This is a genomic window from uncultured Sphingomonas sp. (assembly GCF_964235535.1).
Taxonomy (GTDB): domain Bacteria; phylum Pseudomonadota; class Alphaproteobacteria; order Sphingomonadales; family Sphingomonadaceae; genus Sphingomonas.
The window spans coordinates 1-21654 of sequence record NZ_CAXSBH010000002.1; the positions used below are offsets into that span (position 1 = coordinate 1).

At 71.5% G+C, this 21654-nt stretch carries 24 protein-coding genes and 1 tRNA gene; 4 read left to right on the top strand and 21 right to left on the bottom strand.

Features of this window, described 5'->3' with window-relative positions; translation table 11 throughout:
* Positions 1-143: 143 nt before the first annotated feature.
* The 3 genes from cobC to cobT are packed head-to-tail and all read right to left on the bottom strand — an operon-like array spanning position 144 to position 2409.
* A complete protein-coding gene (gene cobC, locus ACFE7F_RS01315; RefSeq protein ID WP_375402034.1) occupies positions 144-656 on the bottom strand; it encodes an alpha-ribazole phosphatase in 513 nt (170 codons plus the stop codon).
* Positions 647-1411: an adenosylcobinamide-GDP ribazoletransferase gene (gene cobS, locus ACFE7F_RS01320; RefSeq protein ID WP_375402035.1), complete on the bottom strand. Its 765-nt coding sequence runs from the start codon at positions 1409-1411 to the stop codon at positions 647-649. The genes cobC and cobS overlap by 10 nt, the downstream gene beginning before the upstream one ends.
* A complete protein-coding gene (gene cobT, locus ACFE7F_RS01325) occupies positions 1408-2409 on the bottom strand; it encodes a nicotinate-nucleotide--dimethylbenzimidazole phosphoribosyltransferase (RefSeq protein WP_375402036.1) in 1002 nt (333 codons plus the stop codon). Before cobT ends, cobS begins: the two co-directional genes overlap by 4 nt.
* Before the next feature lie 317 nt (positions 2410-2726).
* Between cobT and ACFE7F_RS01330 the strand changes: the two genes are divergently transcribed.
* The gene (locus tag ACFE7F_RS01330; RefSeq protein WP_375402037.1) at positions 2727-3614 is read left to right on the top strand and encodes an SGNH/GDSL hydrolase family protein; all 888 of its coding nucleotides are present in this window, start codon (positions 2727-2729) and stop codon (positions 3612-3614) included.
* A 420-nt stretch (positions 3615-4034) separates the two neighbouring features.
* On the opposite strand, the gene ACFE7F_RS01335 is transcribed toward ACFE7F_RS01330, so the two are convergent.
* Positions 4035-4127: transfer RNA gene (locus ACFE7F_RS01335), tRNA-Ser, on the bottom strand.
* A gap of 144 nt (positions 4128-4271) precedes the next feature.
* On the opposite strand from ACFE7F_RS01335, the gene ACFE7F_RS01340 reads away from it, so the two are divergent.
* The gene (locus ACFE7F_RS01340) at positions 4272-4982 is read left to right on the top strand and encodes a DUF1134 domain-containing protein (RefSeq protein WP_375402038.1); all 711 of its coding nucleotides are present in this window, start codon (positions 4272-4274) and stop codon (positions 4980-4982) included.
* A gap of 218 nt (positions 4983-5200) precedes the next feature.
* On the opposite strand, the gene ACFE7F_RS01345 is transcribed toward ACFE7F_RS01340, so the two are convergent.
* Positions 5201-6313, bottom strand: a complete 1113-nt coding sequence (locus ACFE7F_RS01345) for an FAD-dependent monooxygenase (RefSeq protein WP_375402039.1) — start codon at positions 6311-6313, stop codon at positions 5201-5203.
* Complete coding sequence (gene pyrC, locus ACFE7F_RS01350) at positions 6310-7335, bottom strand: dihydroorotase (protein ID WP_375402040.1); 1026 nt, start codon at positions 7333-7335, stop codon at positions 6310-6312. Before pyrC ends, ACFE7F_RS01345 begins: the two co-directional genes overlap by 4 nt.
* An 80-nt stretch (positions 7336-7415) precedes the next feature.
* Between pyrC and ACFE7F_RS01355 the strand changes: the two genes are divergently transcribed.
* Positions 7416-8150, top strand: a complete 735-nt coding sequence (locus ACFE7F_RS01355) for a YgfZ/GcvT domain-containing protein (protein WP_375402041.1) — start codon at positions 7416-7418, stop codon at positions 8148-8150.
* Positions 8151-8172: 22 nt separating this feature from the next.
* Entirely contained in the window at positions 8173-9108 is a 936-nt protein-coding gene (locus tag ACFE7F_RS01360) for a carbon-nitrogen hydrolase family protein (RefSeq protein ID WP_375402042.1), read from the top strand.
* A 92-nt stretch (positions 9109-9200) separates the two neighbouring features.
* On the opposite strand, the gene ACFE7F_RS01365 is transcribed toward ACFE7F_RS01360, so the two are convergent.
* From ACFE7F_RS01365 to ACFE7F_RS01435, 15 genes are all read right to left on the bottom strand, one after another.
* Positions 9201-9590 (bottom strand): ImmA/IrrE family metallo-endopeptidase, encoded by a 390-nt coding sequence (locus tag ACFE7F_RS01365; RefSeq protein WP_375402147.1) that lies wholly within the window; start codon positions 9588-9590, stop codon positions 9201-9203.
* A 91-nt stretch (positions 9591-9681) separates the two neighbouring features.
* Positions 9682-10059, bottom strand: a complete 378-nt coding sequence (locus ACFE7F_RS01370) for a hypothetical protein (RefSeq protein ID WP_375402043.1) — start codon at positions 10057-10059, stop codon at positions 9682-9684.
* Between the two features lie 271 nt (positions 10060-10330).
* Positions 10331-11467 (bottom strand): OmpA family protein, encoded by a 1137-nt coding sequence (locus ACFE7F_RS01375; RefSeq protein ID WP_375402044.1) that lies wholly within the window; start codon positions 11465-11467, stop codon positions 10331-10333.
* A 140-nt stretch (positions 11468-11607) separates the two neighbouring features.
* Positions 11608-12111: a DUF2793 domain-containing protein gene (locus tag ACFE7F_RS01380; protein ID WP_375402045.1), complete on the bottom strand. Its 504-nt coding sequence runs from the start codon at positions 12109-12111 to the stop codon at positions 11608-11610.
* Positions 12112-12121: 10 nt separating this feature from the next.
* Positions 12122-14275: a phage tail protein gene (locus ACFE7F_RS01385; RefSeq protein WP_375402046.1), complete on the bottom strand. Its 2154-nt coding sequence runs from the start codon at positions 14273-14275 to the stop codon at positions 12122-12124.
* Position 14276: 1 nt separating this feature from the next.
* The gene (locus ACFE7F_RS01390) at positions 14277-15335 is read right to left on the bottom strand and encodes a DUF2163 domain-containing protein (RefSeq protein WP_375402047.1); all 1059 of its coding nucleotides are present in this window, start codon (positions 15333-15335) and stop codon (positions 14277-14279) included.
* Positions 15332-17590, bottom strand: coding sequence for a DUF2460 domain-containing protein (locus ACFE7F_RS01395; protein ID WP_375402048.1), 2259 nt, complete (start codon positions 17588-17590; stop codon positions 15332-15334). Before ACFE7F_RS01395 ends, ACFE7F_RS01390 begins: the two co-directional genes overlap by 4 nt.
* 228 nt (positions 17591-17818) lie before the next feature.
* Positions 17819-18397 carry a tail tape measure protein gene (locus ACFE7F_RS01400; protein WP_375402049.1) on the bottom strand — a complete coding sequence of 193 codons (579 nt, stop codon included), beginning with the start codon at positions 18395-18397 and terminating at the stop codon, positions 17819-17821.
* On the bottom strand, positions 18390-18593 hold the full coding sequence (locus tag ACFE7F_RS01405) for a phage tail assembly chaperone (RefSeq protein ID WP_375402050.1): 204 nt from the start codon (positions 18591-18593) through the stop codon (positions 18390-18392). Before ACFE7F_RS01405 ends, ACFE7F_RS01400 begins: the two co-directional genes overlap by 8 nt.
* Positions 18590-18901 (bottom strand): gene transfer agent family protein, encoded by a 312-nt coding sequence (locus ACFE7F_RS01410; protein ID WP_375402051.1) that lies wholly within the window; start codon positions 18899-18901, stop codon positions 18590-18592. Before ACFE7F_RS01410 ends, ACFE7F_RS01405 begins: the two co-directional genes overlap by 4 nt.
* A gap of 156 nt (positions 18902-19057) precedes the next feature.
* A complete protein-coding gene (locus ACFE7F_RS01415) occupies positions 19058-19465 on the bottom strand; it encodes a phage major tail protein, TP901-1 family (RefSeq protein WP_375402052.1) in 408 nt (135 codons plus the stop codon).
* Positions 19465-19863, bottom strand: coding sequence for a DUF3168 domain-containing protein (locus ACFE7F_RS01420; protein WP_375402053.1), 399 nt, complete (start codon positions 19861-19863; stop codon positions 19465-19467). The genes ACFE7F_RS01415 and ACFE7F_RS01420 overlap by 1 nt, the downstream gene beginning before the upstream one ends.
* The gene (locus ACFE7F_RS01425; protein ID WP_375402054.1) at positions 19860-20051 is read right to left on the bottom strand and encodes a hypothetical protein; all 192 of its coding nucleotides are present in this window, start codon (positions 20049-20051) and stop codon (positions 19860-19862) included. The genes ACFE7F_RS01420 and ACFE7F_RS01425 overlap by 4 nt, the downstream gene beginning before the upstream one ends.
* On the bottom strand, positions 20048-20392 hold the full coding sequence (locus ACFE7F_RS01430) for a head-tail connector protein (RefSeq protein ID WP_375402055.1): 345 nt from the start codon (positions 20390-20392) through the stop codon (positions 20048-20050). Before ACFE7F_RS01430 ends, ACFE7F_RS01425 begins: the two co-directional genes overlap by 4 nt.
* A 174-nt stretch (positions 20393-20566) precedes the next feature.
* Complete coding sequence (locus ACFE7F_RS01435; RefSeq protein WP_375402056.1) at positions 20567-21580, bottom strand: phage major capsid protein; 1014 nt, start codon at positions 21578-21580, stop codon at positions 20567-20569.
* Positions 21581-21654 lie beyond the last annotated feature (74 nt).

A 21654-nucleotide genomic window follows, 5' to 3' on the forward strand; every position in this document is an offset into this window, starting at 1 on the left:
GCCCTTGCCGTTGCCGGTGTGGACCAGCACCAGCCCGCGCTCCGGATCGGCCGCCGCCTTGCGCTTGGCCTCCTGTTCCGCCTTGAGCGCCCGCATCCTCGTCTTGTGGTCGTCGCCCTCGTCCATGCCCGTTCCCGTCCCGTTCAGATGGTGATGCGGCCGCCATAGGGCAGCGTGGAGCGCCACGCATCCTCCCGGCCCGCCTGCGCGAGCGCGGCGCGGATCACGCCGTTGTGCGTGACGATCAGCGTCGTGCCGCCTATCGCGCGGGCGTCGGCCAGCGCTTCTGCAACACGCGCGGAAAATATGGCGACACTTTCCCCACCATGCGCGCGGGCATGATGGAAATCGATGGCCCAGCCGTCGATCTGGTCTCGCGGCAGGTCGTCCCAATGGCGGCCCTCCCACGCGCCGAAATCCATCTCGGCCAGTCGATCGTCGACATGCGGCACCAGGCCAGTCGCGTCGGCGACGAACTCGGCCAGCCGCCGGCAGCGGCGCAGCGGACTGGTCAGGATCCGGTCGACGCGCGACAGGCTGGCCGACACGGCGGTCGCGTCGGCCACGAAGCTATCCGCGCATTCGAGGTCGGTCGCCCCGTAGCAGACACCGGCCGCGACCGCCGGCCGCGTGTGGCGAAGCAAGATCAGGCCCATGCGAGCAGCCCCAGATAAATGCCGACCTCGCTCAGCTGCTGCACCGCGCCAAGGCAGTCACCGGTATAGCCGCCCAGCCGCCGCTCGAACACCAGCCGCGCCGCGCCGTGGCCGATCCCGAGGCCGGCGAGCGCGAACAGGACGCCGGTGCCTCCAATGTTCCACCCGATCGCGGCGGCGATCAGCGCGCCGGTGCCCAGCGCGACGAGCAGGCTTCCGGCCGCCACGCCGTCGGCGGTGAACTTGCCCGTGCCGTCGTCGCGCGCGTAGCGGCTCGTGGCGACGACCAGCACCGCCGAGAGCCGGCTCAGTCCATGCGCCGCGATCAGCGCGATCGGAACCGTCGGCGGCGGCAGCGCGGCCAGGGCGGCTATCTTGAGCGCCAACACGATCGGCAGCGCCAGCGCGCCATAGGTGCCGATCCGGCTGTCGCGCATGATCTCCAGCGCGCGCGCGCGGCCTGCGCCGCCGATGCCGTCGAACGTGTCGGCAAGCCCGTCCTCGTGAAACGCGCCGGTCAGGAGCAGCGTCGCCGCGCAGGACAGCAGGATGGCGATCAGCGGCGTGAACGGTCCGGCGGCGGCGAGCATGACCAGCGCCGCCGCGCCGCCGACCAGAATGCCGACCAGCGGGTAATAACGGACCGCGGCGCGCAGCCGCCCGGGCGTGTACGCTCCAGCCGGCACCGGCAGCCGCGTCAGGAACTGGACGGCGACGGCGAAGGTCGCGGCTTCCTCGCGCGGTCGAAACGTCAATTCCGTCCGCTCACGCCCGCGTCCTCGAAGGTGGCCATCTCGCGCAGCATCGCGGCCGCGGCCTTGACCAGCGGCCAGGCAAGCAGCGCTCCCGTCCCTTCGCCCAGCCGCATGCCGAGATCGAGCAACGGCTCCGCGCCGAGATGATCGAGCAGCAGTCGATGCCCCGGCTCGGCCGAGCGATGCGCGAAGACCACGGCGTCGCGGCTCGCCGGCTCCAGCTTGGACGCGGCGAGCGCGGCGGCGGTGGCGATGAAGCCGTCGACAATCACGATCCGCCCGGTCGCGGCCGCGCCGATCGCCGCGCCCGCCATCATCACGATCTCGAACCCGCCATATTCGCGTAGCGCAGCGCCGGACGGCAGGAGCGGATCGGTGCGCGACGCGGCCCCGGCCAGAACCGCGCGCTTGCGGTCCAGCCCGGCCGCGTCGACCCCGGTGCCGGGACCGACCAGATCGCCCACTGTCCGGCCGAGCAGCTTCGCCCCGACCAGCGCCGCCGCCGAGCTGTTGCCGATCCCCATCTCGCCCAGGCAGATCGCGTCCCCTGGCGCGGCCTCGGCGAGCTCGCGCCCGATCGCCAGCGCGGCGTCGCACTCGGCTTGCCCCATCGCCGGCTCGATCGCCGAATTGCGCGTGCCGGCCGCGATGCGGCGCGAGATCAGCGCGGGATGGGCGATCGCCTCGCCCGCGACGCCCGCATCGACGATGCGCACCTCCACGCCCACCGAGCGCGCGATGACGGTCGCGGCGGCTCCCCCGTCCAGGAAGTTCACGAGCATCTGCCGGGTGACCGTCTGCGGGTAGGCCGACACGCCGCCTGCCGCGATCCCGTGATCGGCCGCGAACAGAAGCAGCGTCGCGGTCTCGATCGTCGGGGTGAGCGAGTCCTTGAACCGGGCGATCCGAGCTGCCAGCGTCTCCAACCGCCCAAGTGAACCCGGTGGTTTCGTTTTCGCATCGAGTGCGCGTGCGATCTGGGCATCCGATAACGGCAACTTGGAAAACCTCGTGCTGGTCGTGGAACGACGGCCTATCCCAAGAAGGTCGCGCGCGGAACCGAAACGCCTCCTACTCGCAGCCGCTCGCAACGACGCGCGGCGGGAACTGCGATGAGGGGCAATGCCCGGCTCACATTGCCTGGGAACGATCAGATCGGCAGGCGCAGTCCGGCGACGCGCAAACAACGATCGTGCCCGCAGCGTATCGCTTCCATGGAAGCGGCCGTTCGTTCGACCTGATGCATTCACGCGAGGACGACCTGTATGAACATCGACGGCCAAGGGTATGACCCTACCCGTGCCGGAGGCGAGTCATGACGTACGGACGCATCATGAAATGGGGAGCGCTCGGCAGCGTGGGGGCGGTGGTCGCGGTCGTAGCGGGATACTTCTATCAGGTCCGCAAACCGCCGGCCGCCAACTCCTGGTACGTCGCGCTGGGCAGCTCCTACGCGGCGGGACTGGGACTGGGACCGCGCGCACCGGGCAGCCCGGTCGTCTCTCGGCGCAGCATCAACGGTTATCCGCAGCAGCTTGCCCGCCTGTTGAGGGTGCCATCGTTCACGGACATGACGTCGTCCGGATCGACGGTGCGGCATGTCATGTACGGAGGCCAGATGATGCTCGGGCCGCAGATCGACGCGCTTGGTCCGGAGACGCGCCTGGTGACGCTGACCGCCGGCGGCAACGATGTCGGCTATATCGGTGACCTCACGGCGATGGCGTACCGGAACGGTGGCGGTGTTCTCGGTGCGGCCATCGGCGCCTTTTGGAAGGGTGCCAAACCGGTGGCGGAGCGCGACTTCGTATCGCTGGATGAAAAGCTGCGGGCAACGCTGCGCAAAATCGCCCGACGGTCGCCCCATGCTCGGATCGTTGTGGTCACCTATCCCACGATCCTGCCTGGTCAGGGCACCTGCCCGTCGATCGGGCTCACCGAGGAGCAGGCGGCGCTGATGCGCACGGTTGGTGAGAAGCTGGCCCAAACGACGCGCGCCGTTGGCACCGGTGCCACGATCGTGGACATGGCCGTGCTGTCGGCAGGTCACGATGCATGCAGCAAAGCGCCCTGGGTGAACGGCTTCGAGCCGGAAACGGGAGCCAGCTTCCATCCAACGCTCCAGGGCGCGCGCGCGACGGCCAAAGCGATCAAGAACGTGGTCGGGTCCGTGTCTCCAACGGCGGCTGCTGGCCTCCATTGATTAAAACCGGCCGGACCGCGGACCACCTGGCGCGGGCTGCTCAGGGTCGAAGCGGCCATGTCCGTCGGAACCGGCGACGATCCCGTTGGATGGCGCCACGTCCTCCATGCGCTCGACGCTCGCCGTCACGTCCTAATGGAACCACCCCTCCGCCCCAAGTTCGGTCCAACGGTCGAAAATCGCCCGGATGACCGCGGTGGAGACCGCCGGCGTCGGCAAGCTTTCACGGCTTCTCCCGAGTAAGAGCCTCCCGGACTGCGTGATCCCTCAGCAACGGCGCCCCCTCCGATCTCGGGGATAGCCCCCCAGCTTGGCCCGGCTTCGGATGGATGCTGATGGATGATACGGAACGCGTCCGCCCGATAAAACCGCGAAAATCCAAGGTTTCTGGTCGGGTCTGGACGTCTTCGGACGGTCCGCTGGCGGAGACGGAGGGATTCGAACCCTCGGTACGGGTTTACCCCGCACGGCGGTTTAGCAAACCGCTGGTTTCAGCCACTCACCCACGTCTCCGGAACGGCCACCCGTCCGCTATAGCCAGCACGCCCCCCGCGATCAACCGCCCGGCGCATCGAGTGCGGGAGCGGCAGTTCGTTCATTGCATGGTCAGCCCGCCGTTGGTTAATGTGCAGGCAAGGTGTTCGGGGAGTAGTCGCGATGCGTGGGTGGATAGTCAGTCTGGGGACGGCGGCGCTGGCGTTGGCCGCGCCGGTTTCGGCGCAGGTGCGCACCATCGATCCCAACCGGCCGGTCGACGCCGACCTTGCGCCCCGCCCGCCCGCGCGCGACCCCGCGCCGATGCAGGACTTACCCGACGAGCCTTCCGCGCCGGTGCCTACCGCTCCGGCCGCCGACCTCGCTCCCGACGCGGCGACGCGCGCCGCCGACACGTTCGAGCGCGACGACCTGATCGCAGCGGGCGAAGATGTTTTCGGGAAGGGGGCAGCCGGGTTCGCCGGGGTGATCGAGCGCATCCTGAAGGGCCAGGGCCGCCCCAACGCCTACATCGCCGGGCGCGAGGCGGCGGGGGCGTTCGTGGTCGGCCTGCGCTACGGATCGGGCGTGATGACGCACAAGGTAGAGGGCCAGCGCCCCGTCTATTGGACCGGGCCTTCGATCGGCTTCGATTTCGGCGGCGATGCGGACAAGGTGTTCGTGCTCGTCTACAATCTGTACGACAGCCAGGAGCTGTTCCGCCGCTTCCCCGCCGCGGAAGGGCGCCTGTACGCGGTGGGCGGGTTCGCCGCGAGCTACCTGCGGCGCGGCAACGTCGTCCTGATACCGGTGCGCCTGGGCGTCGGCTGGCGCGCGGGCGTGAATGTCGGATACATGCGGTTCAGCGAAAAATCGAAGTGGCTGCCTTTCTAGCGCAGCGCGGCTTGCGCCGCCCCGGCGCAAGACTCGCGCAAGCTCGGCCGGCGTAGCAACGCTACGACCGACGGCGCGGCTTCGCCGCGACGCCCCTTCTCGGCGCAGGGCGGCCTGACGCGCCCCGCGCCAGGACTCGCGCAAGCCCGGCCGGCGGGGCCTCAGCCCCGACCGACGGCGCGGCTTCGCCGCGATGCCCCTTCTTGCACGCCCCTATTTTAATAATCCGGCATGGTCTGCACCCCCGCCGCCGCCCGCTTCTTAAGCGCCCCCGGCATCATCCGAAGCGCCGCCCGCATGGCCGCCTGCACCACCACCGGCCCATGCACCGCATACCCACCCTCCCCCGCCCGAGCGACTACCTGACGCACGCGCGGCAAGCGCATCGCCTCGAAAAGAGCCGGCACATCGGCCGGGTCGTCGGTTTGTATCGCCGCCGCCCCCAGCGCCGCCGCATCCTCGATCGCCTGGCACGCGCCCTGGCCCAGATTAGGCTCCATCGCATGCCCCGCGTCGCCCACGCACACGACGCGCCCCCGCGCGAGCCGCTTGGGCGCGGACCTGGCGTGGATCGGCCATGGGATCAGCCGCTCGGCGGGTGTCGCCGCCACCGCGTCGCGGACGGGCGCAGGCCACCCCGCGGTTCGCGCCGCGATCTCGCCGAGCGTCGGCGCGGGCTCGCCGATCCGCGCGGTGCGCATATGAAACCAGTAACGCCGCCCGCCGCCCAGATCGAACACCCCGAACCGCTCATGCCGCCCCCAATATTCGGCCGCGAGCCCGGCGGGTATGTCCCCCTCCATCGCGTCCGACAGCGCGACGACGCCGCTATAGCCCCGGTAGGTCTCCTCCGTGCCGGTGATCGCCCGACCGATCGCCGACCGTACGCCGTCCGCCACCACGACCAGATCGGCCGAGCGCCGCTTTCCGCCCGCGAAACCGATCTCGCCGCGCTCTGCCGACACGAGCTCGACCGCTTCGCGCGCCCACTCGACGGCCAAATCGCCGGCCATGTTGCGCAGCGCCGCCTGCAGCAACGCGCGCGTCGGCAGGTACGCGTCCGCGACCGCCCGGTCGATCAACGCCCCACCCTCCCGCGTCGTGAGCAGCATGCGCACGATCGGCGCCGCATCCGCCTCGATCCGCGCCGCCGCGCCCAGCCGCCGCAATCCCGCCATCGCATTGGGCCACAGGCTCAGCGCCGCGCCCGCCACTCGCGGTTCGGGCGCGCGTTCGACCAGCTCGACCGTCCACCCCGCCCGGGTCAGCGCCGCTGCCGCCGCCAACCCGGCGATCCCCGCGCCGATCACGAGCGCGGTCGGCGGGCTCACGCCTCCACCCGCCACCCCAGCCGCTCGCCCGCATGGAACGGCACGACGTCCCCCACCCGCTCGGGCACGAGGACCCCGCCCCGCACCAGCGTCACCGTCCCCTCGTTGAGCGGCAACCCGTACCACCGCGCGCCATTCTCGCTCGCAAACGCCTCCAGCCGGTCCAGCGCGCCCTCCTCGTCGAACACCGCCGCGTAGCTTTCGAGCGCGAAGGGCGCGTTGAACACGCCCGCGCATCCGCACCCGGACTCCTTGCGCGCCACCTCGTGCGGGGCGCTGTCGGTGCCGAGAAAAAAGCGCGGACAGCCGCCCGTCGCCGCGCGCCTGACCGCCAGCCGGTGCCGCTCGCGCTTGAGCACGGGCAGGCAATAGGCGTGCGGGCGCAGGCCGCCGTCGAACAGGGCGTTGCGGCTCAGATGCAGATGCTGCGGCGTGATCGTCGCGGCCAGGCGGTCGCCTCGTTCCTCAACGAACGCCGCCGCCTCCGCCGTCGTGATATGCTCCATCACCACCTTCAGCGCGGGAAAGTCGCGTAGCAGCGGCCGGAGGACCCGTTCGATGAACACCGCCTCCCGGTCGAATATGTCGACCGCCGGATCGGTCACCTCGCCGTGAACGAGCAGCGGCATCCCGGCTCGCTGCATCGCCTCCAGCACCCGCGCGATGTTCCGTACGTCCGTCACGCCGTGCGCGGAGTTGGTCGTGGCTCCCGCGGGATACAGCTTGCAGGCGGTGAACACGCCGGCGGCATGGCCCCGCACGATCTCCCCCGGATCGGCGTTGTCGGTCAGGTAGCAGGTCATCAGCGGCGTGAAGCCCGACCCCGCCGGCAGCGCGGCGGTGATCCGCTCGCGGTACGCCTGGGCCGCCGCGACTTTCGTCACCGGCGGCGACAGGTTGGGCATCACGATCGCGCGCGCGAACGTCCGCGCGGTGTGGCCCGCCACCGCCTCGAGCATCGCGCCGTCGCGCAGGTGGACGTGCCAATCGTCTGGGCGGCGGATCGTCAGGCGGTCGGTCATCGCATGGGGTTTAGCGGCGCGCTCGTGACCACGCCACCGCGCCACTTGGATTCTTCGCGAACGGCGCTAGCGTCCCCGGCATGACGAACTCCAGCCCCGGCATGCTCCCCGACCGCGCCGTATTGCGCCTGAGCGGGGAGGACGTGCGCGGCTTCCTCCAGGGGCTCGTCCCCGCCGACATCGACGGTCTGACGCATGAAGCGCCGCTCTGGACGGGGCTGCTCACGCCGCAGGGCAAGGCGCTGTTCGACTTCATCCTGTGGGATGATCGGGGCGACATCCTTATCGATTGCGAGGCCGCCCAGGCCGACGCGCTCGCGGCCAAGCTGTCGGGCTACCGCCTGCGCCGCGCGGTCGCGATCGAGCGCGACGAGCTGACCGTCCATTGGTCCCCGCACAACAACACAAGCCTGCCCGACCCCCGACTTCCCGAACTCGGCTGGCGCTGGCTCGCCCCGACCGCCCCGCGCGCGGTCGGCTGGGACGCGCACCGGCTCGCGCTCGGCGTGACGGAAGGAGTGGGCGAACTCGGGTCGGGCGAGACGCTCTGGCTCGAATGCAATGCGCGCGAGCTGAACGGCGTGAGCTTCACCAAGGGCTGCTATATCGGCCAGGAGAACACCGCGCGCATGCACCACCGCGCCAAGGTGAACCGCCGCCTCGTAGTCGCGCCGCTTGCCGAACCGGGGGACCGCACCCGTGCGGCGTATCCCGAACTCGGCCTGATGGTCGAACACCGCCGCGTCGAGACGCTGAGCGACGCGCTCCGCCCGGCCTGGCTGGAGGCGGCGCTGGGAGAGGACGCGGCCGACTAGGGTGTCGCAGGGTTCCCGCCCGGTGCGCGTCGCCGCCATCCAGATGGCGAGCGTCCCGGGCGATGTGGCCGCGAACCGCGAGAAAGCCGACGTGCTGCTCGCCCGTGCTGCGGACGCGGGGGCTGAGCTGGCTCTGCTGCCCGAGCTGGCGCTGAACGGCTATACCCTAGGCCCCGGTCTGTGGACGCATGCCGAGCCGATCGGCGGTCCGCTGACGCGTTGGCTCTGCGAACGCGCCCGCCATCACCGCCTCCATCAGGGCACGACGCTGGTCGAGGCGGCGGGGGATCACTTCCACAACAGCTTCGTCCTCGCGACGCCGGCCGGCGAGGTCGCGGGCGTCGTGCGCAAGTCGCGCCCCGCCTGGATCGAGGCCCGCTGGTACCGGGGCCGCCCCGGCCCGCACGTTATCGATACGACGCTCGGCCGGATCGGCGTCGGCATCTGCTACGAAAACTACCTAGCCGGCCCGCTTCGCGCGCTTGCGGCAGCGTCGGTCGACCTGGTCCTGCATCCCACGGCGGCGGCCACCCCGCCCGCCGCCTGGCCGATCGGCGCGCGCGGCGCCGCGGCGTTCGATGCGATGCTGGCGCGGCTCGCGCAGGACCACGCCCGCACGCTCGGCGTGCCGGTGATGATGGCGAATCTGTGCGGCGCTCACGAGGTCGCCAGGCTCGCGACCCGCTTCCCCGGCCTGTCCTCGATCGTGGACGGCTCGGGTGAGGTCCGCGCACGGTTGGGCGGCGACGAAGGCGTGGTCGTCGCCGAAGTAACGATCAGCGGCGAGCAGGCGGCGATGCCTGCGCTGCCCGACCGTACACGCCACTGGGCGGTGCCAATGCCCTGGTATGCTCCGACCTGGCCGATCGCACAGCATCTGTGCGCAGTGGGATATCGGCTGGACCGAGACCGCCGATCGCTCGCCCGTATGTCCGCCTGCGATAATGGGCTCGACTAGGGTTAATCTGTTACCGGGTGCTTGGACTTCGACGACCCGCAGGTATGATGCAGCGCGACCGCACACCACCTCAAATCATTTAGAACACCGGCTTATCTCGCCAGTCCCAGCGTCTTCAGCCGTATCTCCATTGCGGCCTTCGATACTCGAAACTCGTTCGCCATCTGCGCCGTCGTAAGCCCATCGATGTGCCGCCGGCGCACTAGAAGGGCAGGCATCACGATCTGTGCGGCAAGCCGGTTGGCCTGAACCTCGTGATGGTCGTCGAACAACGACCCGCCATCGTCGTCGGCGTCGTCGAACAGCCGATCGGTATGCCGGTTCATCCGTGATCCGTCGTCCATCAGATCACGGTGAAGAAGATAGTGCGCGAGTTCATGGGCGGCGGTGAACCGCCTACGCGGCTCGGGCTCACGCCCATTCACCACCACTCGGTACCGTTCTCCGCTCCGTTCTATCCAGCCGGACTCGCCCGTCGCTATGGCCTCTTCGCGGTATCATATGCCGAGATCGGCGAACATGCCGTCCAGATCGACCGGAGCCGATTTCGCGTGCCGCGCTATGATCTGAAGCTCATTTTCCATCACCGTCCTCCTTCCCACCGATCGCATCGACCATGTCATCCAAATCGGTGTTCGATATAGGTGCTTCGTTGCGAAATGTCTGTAGGTTCTCCTGGACGTGCCCCAGGATGAGCGATGGGGCGATCTTGCGCACCTCCGCCTCGGCGACTTCCTCAGCCTTCTCCCTCGTCGCGCCGCGAAGCGCCCAGAAACCGCCGATGGCGGCGATCCCGAACAACGTCTGGAACATGCTCATGGCGACCGCGATATGGTCGAAATCAGGCTGCCCCTTCTCCTGCCAGAGGACGAGGAGTGCCGCCGTGCCCACGCCGACGATCACCGTAAGCACGAGCAGCAGATAACCTTGCCACTCCACCAGCGTCTCCAACCGTCTGATCCGCTTTTCCATCACCCGCCCTTTCGACAGGTGACGCTAGGCGACCTGAGCTCTCCCGATCAAGTCGGGAGCGATCGGCTCGCTTGATGGCGGAGCACGGTTCGACGCCCTCCACCTGGTAGCGCGCCACTGCTGTTGACGATTACAGTCGGCGACGGAAAGGTCAGCGCTTCGGTTCGGCTCGACGGTGCCCATCGCCCAACGAAAAAGGGAGGCCGGTTTCCCGACCTCCCCGATCCATACGGTACGGTAAGCGTAGGGCTTACTGACCCGCGCCCGGTCCGTACATGACTTCCACGCGGCGGTTCTGCACTTCGCGCACACCGTCGGCGGTGTCGACGCGCGGGCGGCTCTCGCCGAACGCCTCGGTCGAGATCGAACCGTCGGGGATCGACCGCGACGACAGGTAGCCGCGGACCGCGTCGGCGCGGCGCTGCGACAGACCGACGTTATACGACGCCGCACCCGACTTGTCGGCGTGGCCGGCCAGCATGACCTGCGCGTTACCGCAATTGGTGTACTGGGTGACGGCGTTGTCGAGGATCGACGAGGCCTCGGGCGTGATGTCCGACTTGTCCCACTCGAAGAACACGATGAACGGTCCGGGCGAGCAGACCACGGCGGGCTCGGGCGGAGCCGGCGGAGCCAACGGGGCCTCCGGGATCGGAGGAGCCTCGGGCGCCGGGGGCGGCGCGGGCTCGCCGAAGTTGAACGTCACGCCACCCAGGATCGAGTGCGAACGAAAGCGCGTCTCGAGCTGACGGTTGCCGATATCCACCAGCTTGACGTCGTCGGCGTTGAAGAAGCGGTACTTCAGCGTCGCGTCGATCGTGTCGGTCAGCGGCGCGCGGACGCCCGCCAGGCCCTGGAACGCGAACACGGTGTCGGAGTCGTCGAGGAACGCGCCGCGCGTGCTCAGGCGGTAGCTGTCCGCCTTGACGCGCGCCACGCCGACGCCGCCGCCGATGAAGCCCTGGATGCCGTCATCCGCGCCGAAATCGAGCAGCCCGTTGACCATGAACGACAGCGCCGATGTGCGGCCGCCCGCATCGCGGTTGCCCGAAGCGACGTTGAACGTGCCGCCCGCGGCGTTGAACGCGGGCACGGTGACCGTGGAGGTCAGCTCGTCGACGACCGCGCTCTTGTAACCGACTTCCGTCTCCAGGCGGAACCCGCCGAAGTCGTAGCCGATCACCGCGTCGACGTCGTAGCCATAATCGTGATCGATCGAGATCGCGTTGCTGGTGCCGACGCCGGCGGCGGTGGTCACGTCGTAATCGAGATCCTCGACGATCATCGCGCCGCCTTCGACGCCCACATACCACGCATTGTCGCGGGCGAGGACGGGCGAAGCGAGAGCGGTGGAGGCGAGTGCCATCAGAACGGCAAGCTTCCGCATATAAAACCCCTTTTCCAGATTGTCCGATAGGACAGGTGAAACCCACTATCGGAGGGATCGTTTCCATGCAAGAACTGAAAAGCTCGAACCGTGTCTCCAGGGCAACAGGTGGACGGAGGATCGTACCGCCCGACGCTACGTCACGGCGCGATAAGACCATGGGTCCTGAGCGCGGCCAGCACCCGGCCCAGCATCGCACGGGCCTCGACATCGACCGTCGCACCACCCGCGGGCTCCGCGATCGCCGCCCCGCGCGGCCCCACCACCGGCACGCCTCCGACCAGCACCCGCGCGGCCCGCACCTCGCCCGTGACCCACTCGCCCCCGGTGAACCGAGCCCGCAGCTTTTCGGCGACGATCCAAACGCTTAGGCCCTCATACGGCGCGACGAACCGCCAGCCGCCGCCGGTCCACCCGGCGAGCGCACCCGCCCGGCCCGCCCACGCGGCCGTCGGCGCCGGACCGACGATCCACGCCCGCCCGGGCTCCGGATCGGACGGCGGCGCGTTCGGCCCCATCGCTTCCACCTCCGCGCCCACCACCAGGTCGAGAAGCGCCAGCGCCTCGTTGTGCGTACCTTCCTTGCCCGCCTGCCCCGTCGCAAGCAGCGGCAGTCCGAGTCGCGCGGTCGTTTCGTATTCCATCGTTCCCTCCTCAATTGCCGGAACCCGGCACGACGAGCATCGCCGCCGCCCCGATCCCCAGATCGCCCACCTGCCGGACCGTCACCGACACCGCCCCGCCCGCGCGCTCGCCCGGCTCGAGCATCAGGCCGGGAGCGTCCGTCGCCACGACCCGAACGCTCCCGTCCGCGCGCGTCACGCGTACGGCCAAGGCCTCGCGCTCCTCGCCGAGCGGCGCATCGACGCCGTCGACCCAGCTCCACCCCGCCTGGCTCCGCCGCACCCACGTCACCCACGCGCCGCCCTCGGCCGAGATCGCCGCCCGCAGATGCACGGGCGCGAGCGGCAGCACCGACCGACCGCCGATCACCGCCCGCGCCTCGACCGGCCCGTCCCGGTCGCCCACGCCCGACGCCAGCACCCGCACCTCGCGCCCGATCGCCCCGATCGGCAGCTCGACGGTCCGCGCCGCCTCCGGCTCAAGCAACGCGAAGCGCGCGCCCACCTCCGCCGGAGCCGCGCCTTCGGTCGCGAACCGCCCGCGCCGCAGCTCCTCCAGCCGCCACCGCCCGCCGCCCAGCGGCGTGGCCCGCCCGAACTGCACCAGCTCGTCGCCGAGCAGCGCCAGGTTTGCGCCCGCATCGATCGCACGAGCGTCCGCATCGCGGAGCTCCATATGCTCCGGGAGCACGACCACCACCGCCGACCGCCGGTCGATCAATGTCGCGGGCGCGGCGACGGGCGGCGTCTCGACCATTCCGATCACCGCCGGGGCCGCCGTCCCGCCCGCCTCCGTCCAGCTCGCCCCGTCGTCCAGCGAATAGAGCAGCGCCGCGCTTCGCCACCCCGCGCCGCCCGCCGCCACCATCGTCAGCCGCGGCCCCGCTCCTCGCGCGCCCTCGGCGGGCCGCTCGAACGCGTGGAGCACCGTCGCCCCCGCCACCCGGTCCGGCGCGGGCAGCACCCGCCCCGCGCTGGCCGCCGCCGGCATCGTCTCCGCCTCGACCGCGATCAGCTCGACGCTCACCGCGCCCCGCTCGCACTCGGTCGCGGCTACGCGCCATAGCCCGGCTTCGCCGCCGATCCGCACGCCGTCGCCCGGCCGGACCTCCAGCCCCGCCGGACCCAGCGACAGCGTCCGCCGGGTCCGCCCCGCCTCGCCCCGCGCCAGCAGCGCGGCCGCCAGCGTCTTGGCCGCGTCCGCCCCCAGCGCCGCGGGCAACTCCACAGCCTCGGTCCGCCCGCCTGCACCGGCGCGCGCGGCGCGCTGCACCCCGATCTGCCAGTCGCGCGCCGGATCGTGATGCGCCACCGTCACCACCCGCGCGACCGTATCGGCGGGCGCCAGCATCCGCCTCCGCCGGGCCGCCCGTCCCTCCGCCGCCACCCCCGCATCCGCCAGTTCGATCACCCGCTCGGGCCGGTCTCGTACCGCCACCCGCGATCCGCGCGCCGCGACGCTCGCCCCGCCGGCCCGCGCCAGCTCGGCCAGCACCGCGCGCACGCTCCCGCCCGTCGCGGCGAACCCCTCGAGCGTCATCGCAACCTCCGCGTCCACTTCGTCGCCCAACGCCCGCGCGACCGCGCCGATCGCGACCGGCCCCGCGTCCGCGACCACCTCGAAGGTCAGCGACGGGATGCGGTTGCCGAAATCCGCGAGCTCCAGTCCCTCGAACACCGCATAGGCGCACCCCCGAGCCGCCGGGGCCTGAGCCCCTTCGGCACTCGCGATCAACGGATCGGCCGCCTGGTCCTCGCTCCCGAGATGCAGCCGGAACCCCGTCCGCGCCTTCCAGTCGCCGCCCGCGCCACGCAGCAGCTTGCCGTCCGCCCATATCCGCCCGACGTCTAGGATCGGCCGCGCCGACAACAGCACCGCAAAGTTCGCGCTATAGCTATAGTCGGTCGTCGCCGCCCGCCCCTTGCCGCCGCCCGTGCGCCCGCGCCGCTCGATCAGGTCGGTCGCCCAGAACACCGTCCCCGCCACCCGCATGCGGCCGAACAGCCTGGGTATCCGCGTGCCGTACGAGGACGTCTGCACCGCCAGCTCCGCCAGCCGCGGCCCCTCGGGCCGCTTGGGGCCGAGCAGCCGCCGGTCGATCGCGCCGCCCAGGATGCTACCCAGCGCCGCCCCGACCGGCCCACCCACCAGCCCGCCGACCGTCGTCAGAACCAACGTCGCCATGTCACCCCTCCAATCGCCACGCGGCGAGCAGCGGCCAGGGAAATGCCCCCGGCCGCTCCACCACCCGCCCCAGCCCCGCATCCGCATGGACCAAGCCCCGCTCCGTCCTGACCGCCAGATGCACCTGCCCCGGCCCCGCCGCGAACAGCAGCAGGTCGCCCGCTCGCTCCCCGTCGGCGGCCGCGAGTCCGTCCCCGACCAGCCTTCGCACCACGCCCGCATCGCCGCCGCGCAAGGCATACCCGGTCGGCACCGGCCCGCGCCGCCCGCCCGCCGCCATCGCCAGCGCCGCCAGCCCCACGCAGTCGAGCCCCGTCCCCGCCCCCCGCCCATGTAGCCGGAACCGGGCACCCACCGCCGCGACCGCCGCAGCCGCGGCCCGCTCCCCCGCCTCCACCGCAAAGGCGGGCGGCGCGCGCAGGCGAAGCACCGCCCCCTCCGACCGCGCCACCCCGGCCTCCAGCCCGGCGTTCGCCCCGCTGAACCACCGCATCCGCCCGCCTCCATAGGCGTCCGCCACCGGCTCGGCCGCATCCACCGTCAGCGCCCCGCCCTCCGCAGTCACAATCCGCACGAACCGCCGCCGCCCCGCCATCGCCACCCGGCACCGCCGATCGCCCAGCTCGGCGCGGCATTCGGGCGAGGTCTCCTCCACCACCGCCCGGTCGAGCGCCGCCATGCTCCCGCGCAGCTCGGCGGTGAAGCCCGCATCCGACAGCTCCACCGCCCCGATCGTCCCCTCGCTCAAATCCACCCGCCGCGACACGTCGCTCCAGTCGACCGCGAACAGCAGGACGCGCGCCCCGTCCCACCTTCCGGCAAGCAGGTCCGCTTCCCCGATCGCCGCGCCGCCCAGCGCGCCCGATACGTCGCCCGTTTCCACGTCCAGCCCCTCCTCGCGCCGGATCGCCGACGGCGTCATCCCCGGCGACGCCCGGTGGACCAGCCCGTCCACCACCAGGTCGCGGTCATGCGACGTCAGCCCGATCGCCACCCCATCGCTCCGCTCCACCCGCCAGCAATAGGCGAGCGTCGTCAGCTCCTCCTCCAGCCAGCTCACCATTCGCGCACCTCGACCAGCGGCACGCTCGCGGCCTCCCCCGCCAGGAACGTCGCCCGGCTCACCCGCAACCGGTCTTCGGCGAAGCGCACCGGCACGTCGAACCGGAACCCCGCCCGCACCGACACGCCCACGCCCGGAGCCTCGTCGAGCACCACGAACCCACCCGCCTCGACCGAAAACCCCTGCACCGCCGCCCCGCCGACCCGCACCGACACGCTCCCCGGCACCGGCCGCGTGATCCGCCGCTCCTGCTCGCCGTACCGCCGGACGAGCGCGAACCGCCGCCGCGTCCCGTCGCCCACCCCTAGCAGCTCGTCCGCTCCCTCCGAGTCGAACGGATCGCGCAACCGGAACCCCCGCGCCGGTCCCAGCCGCGCCCGGAAGAACGCGAGCAGCGCCGCCACCTCCGCCTCCGACCGCACGCCCGGCCACACATCGTACGTCGTGCGCGCCTCCGCCCAGGCGGCGCTCCGCGTCTCCGCCCCGCCCGCCGCCGTCAGCACCGTCGTCGAGAAGCCAGGGGCCACCTCCACCTCGCGCCCCAGCGCCAGCGGGAATAGCACATCGTCGAACGCCTGCATTTCATCCTCCCCATCCCACCGAACGAACCCGTCGCGCGCCACCTGCGGCAGTGCCCAGACGAACGCCTGCGCGACACCCCGCGCCCGCGCGACCTGAAGCGCCGCCTCGATCGCCGCCCACTGCGCCCGCTCCTCCGGCCGCAGCACGAACCCCGACATGTAATGCTGCTGCGCCACCGGATAGCCGAGCCTCGCCCCCGCCTCCGCCACCCCCGCGGCCGTCCGCGCGGGGTCGTCGCCCGTGACCCAGTCGTAATCCTCCAGCTGCAGCACATCGAACGCCGGCCGAGCCCACCCCACCGGCAGGTTCGCCCGCCGCACCTCGGGCGCTTGGCGGTCGAGCACGCTCGGCAGATACGCCAGCAACAGGCACTCGCACCCAGGCGCTTCGTCCCGCACCGCCGCGACCAGCCCGGCAGTCGCCGCCGCCAGGCTCGCACCCGCCCGGTCAAGCGTCGCGCGCTGCGCCATCGACAGCGCCCCACGTACGCTCGGCACCGCCACCGGCGCGAACGCCGCCACGGCCGCCGCGTCGTAGAGGCAAGGCCGCCCATCCCCCGTCACCCACCACCAAGGCTCGCCAACCTGGAACCTCGGCACGAGCCCCGCCGCATTCCCGATCGCCAGGAACGCCCGCGCCACGCCGTGCAGATACGCCATCGCCACCGGATTGGCGGGCGACAGCAGCGTCGACGGCGGCACCCACCCCGTCAGCGCGGGGCTCCCGTCCGCCGTCCGCTGCTTCCACTCCTCCGGGCAATGCGCATCGAACAGCTCGAAGCTCAGCGACCAGATCAGCTCGTACCCCAGCGCCTTCGCCCGCCCCGCGAAATCCCGGTGCCAGGCCGCGCACGCGACGTTCAGCGCGCCGCCCTCCAGCGTGACGAGCCCGTCCGGCCGCAACCGGAAATAATGGCTCATCCCGACATAATGGATCAGGCTTCCCCGGTACCCCAGATGCAGCGCCTGCCGCAGCAACCGAGCGGGCGTCAGGTGGTAGCTGTCGTCGTAACCTCCCGCGATCCCGGCCCCGTGCGGCGGCACGACCGCGTCGCCGATTGCCAGCACCGACCCCGGTCCCTCGCACGCGATCCCCGTCAACTCGACCCACCCCTCCGCCGGCGCAGAGAGCGGCGCATCCGCCCCGTCGAATCCGGGCGGCACCATCGACACGAACATCCGGTCGACATCCCCCGCCCACACCGGATCCGCCTCGCCCGGCAGCAGGAACCCGCCATCCAGCCGCGCGAAGTCGATCGCGACCGCCGCATCCATCGGCGTCCCCACCGCATAATTCCACAACCGCACATACCAGGCGCGTGGGAGCCCGCCCGCATCCCGCCCCTCGATCGTCAAGGTCGGCCCGTTCACCGCATCCAGCGGCAGCACGCCCCCCGACCGCCACCGGAACCGCAGCCGACATCCCCGGAAATCCCGCGACGTCTCGTACGCCAGCAGCGGATGATCGTGCTTATCCTCCGCCTCCCAGATCAGCCCCGCCAGATCGTCTTGGGCGTAGAACGCCAGATCGACCCGGAGCGCATCGTGCGCGGGCGTAGTGACGGAGGCCATCATCGGCCGAGGAAAGTTCACCGTCCAGAACCGCGCATCGAACTGCGAGATCACGTCCGCCCGCTGCACCGTCCGCTCCGATGCAAGCCAATAAGCCATGTCGTCCTCTCCTTTTTGAAGAAGATTGGTTTCACGCGAAGGCGCGAAGGCGCGGAGGAGGAGATGAGCGTCTCGCCGCGCCAGCAGCCTTCAAAGTCGATACCCCGAGCGATTCTGCCGCTGCGCGGTGAAGAAACGACCCTCGCCCACTCCCCTCCGCGTCTCCGCGCCTCCGCGCGAACCGACCTTCTTCTCTTCGCGCCTTCGCGCCTTCGCGAGAACCACCCCTTACTCCTCCCGCAAAGCCGCCCGCACCGCCCGAGCCACCTGCCGCCCCGACCGCGTCAGCGCCTCCGGGGCCCCCACCGACCCCGCATTCACCGTGATCGCCACCCGCACTTCACGCCCGCCGCCTCCGCCGGCCCCGTTCGCCAGCACCCGCCCGCTCCCGGTCGGCACGAACAGCTCCGGCCCCCGCTCGCCGACGACGTAGGCCCGCCCCGGCGACACCGGCCCGCCCGTCGCCCGACCCGGAAGCCCCGGAGCCGCGCCGCCGAGTAGCCCGCCAAGCAACCCGGCTATCCCGCCGCCCGCACCCCCGCCGCCCAGGACCGCGCCCAGCCCGTCCCGCACGCTCGCCGCCGCGATCTCCGCCAGCACCGACAGCGCCACCCGCTTCAGGTCCTCGAACCCCAGCTTCCCCGTCCGCACCGCCCGCGCCAGAGCACCCTCCACCGCGCGCCCCGCCCGCTCCGCCCCCGCCTCGAGCGGCCCGTCGAGCGCCCCGCGCATCGCCTGCACGTCACGCGCGAACGCGCCCGTGTCCGCCCGCACGCGGATCACCAATCGGTCCAGTTCCTCATCCATCCGGAAACGCCTCCCTCAACGCGGCGAGCGTCCCCGCGTCCGGCGGCGCGACCACATCGCCTCCGCCGGTGATCGCCCGCGCCACCGCCTCCAACTCCGCCGGCGTCGCCCGCCAGAACGCGTCCGGCGACCACCCCAGCACCGCCCCCGCGTACCCCGCCAGCCGCACGGCGGAGTCCACGAACTGTCCCGTCACCGCCCCGCCAGTATCTGCCGCAGCAGCACGCGCAGCACCGGCGTCGCCGCCGCCAGCCCGGCTTGCGTCACCGCCTCCCCCAGCGCCTCGCGCGTCAGCCCCTCGGGCGGGTCGACGACGCAATGCCAGAACAGCGCGACCAGCTCGGCCAGGTTCAGCCGCCCGTCCGCCGCCCGCTCCACCAGTGCGAACAACGACCCCAGCTCTCCCTCCGCCGCCACCAGAGCCTGAAAACTGGGCCGCAGCTTCAGCGCGCACCCACCCACCCGCACCGCGGCCTCGCCGCGCGCGGAATTCGCCATGTCCATGTCCATTCTCCAAAAACCCTCTCCCGCTTTCGCGGGAGAGGGACAGGCGCGTCAGCGCCAGGGTGAGGGCAGTGCCCCTCCGAGGCGAGGTCCGGCCCTCACCCTCGCCGCGGCTACGCCGCGTCTGTCCCTCTCCCGCAAAAGCGGGAGAGGGTTCTAAGAACCAACCACCGCGCCCGAGCTCTCCAGGCTGACCGCGTAGGCCCGCTCCCCGTTGAAATCGCCCGAGTAATCCAGCCGCGTGACCAGGAACCGCCCCTGCATCACCTCGCCGCCCTCGAACGTCAGCCGGTACTCATCCAGAGCGCCCGACAAGGCGTTCCCCTTGACCCGGGCCTCCGCCGCCGACCCGGTGAACACCCCCGCCGCCGACACGCTGACGGACCTGACGCCCGCCCCGCCCAGCAGCTGCCGCCAGCCCCCGGAGTCCTTGCTCGTCACCACCACCGCCTCGCCGTTGACCGACATCTGCGTCGTCCGCATCCCCGCCACCGTCGCGAACGACGGCGTCGCCGCCCCGTCCCCGACCTTCAGCAGGAACGCGCTACCCTTCTCGACCGCCATCACTCTTCCTCCCTCCACATCCGCACGAATACATCCACGCTCCCCACCCACCGCTCGCCCGACGCCCGCGCCAGGCGGCTCCGCACCACCCTCGCCCCCGCCACCCGCCAGCCCCCGCCGAGCTCGGCCGGGAGCGATCCCACCGCCGCCTCCACCGCGCCCAGCAGCGCGCGCAGCCGCACCGGCCGCTCGCCCGCGTCCCACACCAGCACCGCGAACCGCGCCTCGTGGCCCGCGAAGGACTTGGTCCCCCACTCCCCCAGCACCGCCTCCTCGACGACCGCATGGGGAAGCGCGGCGCGGACCGGCGGCGCATCGAACACCGCCACCCCCGCCAATGCCGGATCGGCCCGGAGCCGAGCGACCACCGCCGCCCCCAACATCTCCCGCGCGCTCACCGCAGGACACTCGCCGGATCGCGGAGCACCCGCTCCGTCACCACCCGAGCCCGCAAGCCACGCCCGCTCAGCACCAGGTCGCCGCCGGTCCGCTCCACCGTCACCCCCTCCACCGCGCCCAAGGCGTCCGCCAACGCCGCCGCCCGAGCCTCGACCGCCTTTGCCGCGATCCGCTCGACCGCGCTCACGCCTGCACCCCCACCAGCCGCATCCGCCGGTGCGGCCGCCACAGCGCCGCCACCGCCGCCGGGGGCGCAGCATCCCGCCCCCGCGCCTCGAACAGATGCGCGGTCAGCATCACCACCCCGTGCGCGATCCCGGCCGGCAGCCCGTCCCAGTCCGTCGCCAGGACCGGCGCGGGCGACGCCGTCTCCCCGGTCCGCGCGACGAAGCACGTCCCCGTGAATTGCTCCCCCACCTCGATCGCCGCCCGCGCGAGCACGCCGAGCACGGCATCCTCGGCGTTCCCTACGATCCGCAGGTAAGCCCGCGCCGCCCCCACCGCCCCGTCCACCGCCCCCTGCGGCACCGGCGCTCCTCCCGTTGTCATCTGATCATCCCCGCTTTTTCTGTAATCCTCCCCCAGCTTGCTGGGGGAGGGGGACCACTCGCCCTCTCGGGCGAGTGGTGGAGGGGCTCGACGCGGCAAAGCCGCGTCGTCGGACGGCTCGGCATGACCGAGCCGCCGGCCGGCTTCTACGAATCAGCTCGCGGCGATCTTCATCAGCTTAATCGCCTCCGAATTCACCACCGCACCCCCGATCCGCTTGGTCGCGTAGAACCCCACGAAGGGCTTGTTCGAATACGGATCGCGCAGGATCGCGGTCTCCGTCCGCTCGGCGACCAGATACCCCGCCCGGAAGTTCCCGAACGCGATCGGCAAGGTGTTCGCCGCCACGTCGGGCATGTCCTCCGCCTCGACCACCGGGTACCCCAGCAACGTCGCGGGCTGTCCCGCCGTCAGCCCCGGCGACCACAGGAACGCGCCGTCCGCCGTCTTGAACTTGCGGATGCGCGCCAGCGTCGCCGCGTTCATCACGAAGCACGCCCCCTGCCGGTACGGCGCGCGGAGCGACTGGACGAGGTCGATCAGCCGCTCCTGCGGGTTGGTCCCGAAATCCGCCGCCGCCCCGGACGCCAGATGCTGCAGCGTCCCGAAGGCCCGCGTCGCGTCGCTCGCCGGGCCCGTCGGATAGGTCAGGAAGCCCTTGGGCCGGTTGACCCCCGATCCGCCCACGAACGCCGCGCCCTCGGCCTTGGCGAACTCGGTCGCGATCTCGCCCGCCAGCCATTCCTCGACATCGAACGCGGCGTCATCGAGCATCGCCTGGCTCGCCGACGGATTGGCGTACAGCTCGCCCATCGGCGGCGCGATTTCCGTGAATACCGGCGTCGCCGTCTCCGGCCGCGGGCCCGTCTCGCTCGCCCAGCCCGACGGCGTGCCGCCCGTCGTCACCAGCTTGCGGTACCCCGCCGTCCCGACCTTCACCACATTGGCGATCGCCCGGATCGGCGAGATGCCTTTCAGCACCGCGTCGATCGCCGCATCGATCTCGCGCGGCACCGCGAACCCGCCCGCATCCCCCGTCACCCCGGTGAACGCCTTCATCTCCACCGTCGTCCCCGCCCGGACGAACCCGTCGAACGCCGCCCCGCCCCGCGGAACCCCCTCGCGCGCGCCTTCCAGAACCGGCCGCGCCATCACCACGTCACTCATGCCACTCTCCTCCAGAAACGAAAAAAGGACGCCGAAGCGCCCCCTCTTGAAAACCCTCTCCCGCCTTCGCGGGA